The 1028-nt window shown below is 52.8% G+C and carries 1 protein-coding gene; it reads left to right on the forward strand.

From position 1 onward, the window contains the following. A partial coding sequence (gene tuf / locus AA74_RS0113525; RefSeq protein WP_025912577.1) for an elongation factor Tu occupies nucleotides 1-1028 on the forward strand: 1028 nt, incomplete at both ends.

A 1028-nucleotide genomic window follows, 5' to 3' on the forward strand; every position in this document is an offset into this window, starting at 1 on the left:
AAAACCTACGGTGGTTCTGCTCGTGCATTCGACCAGATCGATAACGCACCAGAAGAAAAAGCTCGTGGTATCACCATCAACACCTCTCACGTTGAGTACGACACCCCGACTCGCCACTACGCACACGTAGACTGCCCAGGCCACGCCGACTATGTTAAAAACATGATCACCGGTGCTGCGCAGATGGACGGCGCGATCCTGGTTGTTGCTGCGACTGACGGCCCAATGCCTCAGACTCGTGAGCACATCCTGCTGGGTCGTCAGGTAGGCGTTCCTTACATCATCGTGTTCCTGAACAAATGCGACATGGTTGATGACGAAGAGCTGCTGGAACTGGTAGAGATGGAAGTTCGTGAACTGCTGTCTCAGTACGATTTCCCAGGTGACGATACCCCAATCGTTCGTGGTTCTGCTCTGAAAGCGCTGGAAGGCGACGCAGAGTGGGAAGCGAAAATCATCGAACTGGCTGGCTTCCTGGATTCTTACATCCCAGAACCAGAGCGTGCGATTGACAAGCCATTCCTGCTGCCAATCGAAGACGTATTCTCCATCTCCGGTCGTGGTACCGTTGTTACCGGTCGTGTAGAGCGCGGTATCATCAAAGTTGGTGAAGAAGTTGAAATCGTTGGTATCAAAGAGACTGCGAAGTCTACCTGTACTGGCGTTGAAATGTTCCGCAAACTGCTGGACGAAGGCCGTGCTGGTGAGAACGTTGGTGTTCTGCTGCGTGGTATCAAACGTGAAGAAATCGAACGTGGTCAGGTTCTGGCGAAGCCAGGCTCAATCAAGCCACACACCAAGTTCGAATCTGAAGTGTACATCCTGTCCAAAGACGAAGGCGGCCGTCATACTCCGTTCTTCAAAGGCTACCGTCCACAGTTCTACTTCCGTACTACTGACGTGACCGGTACCATCGAACTGCCAGAAGGCGTTGAGATGGTAATGCCAGGCGACAACATCAAGATGGTTGTGACGCTGATCCACCCAATCGCGATGGACGACGGTCTGCGTTTCGCAATCCGTGAAGG

This window comes from Enterobacter sp. 5-4 (assembly GCF_000612205.1).
Classification (GTDB): Bacteria; Pseudomonadota; Gammaproteobacteria; order Enterobacterales; family Enterobacteriaceae; genus Enterobacter; species Enterobacter roggenkampii.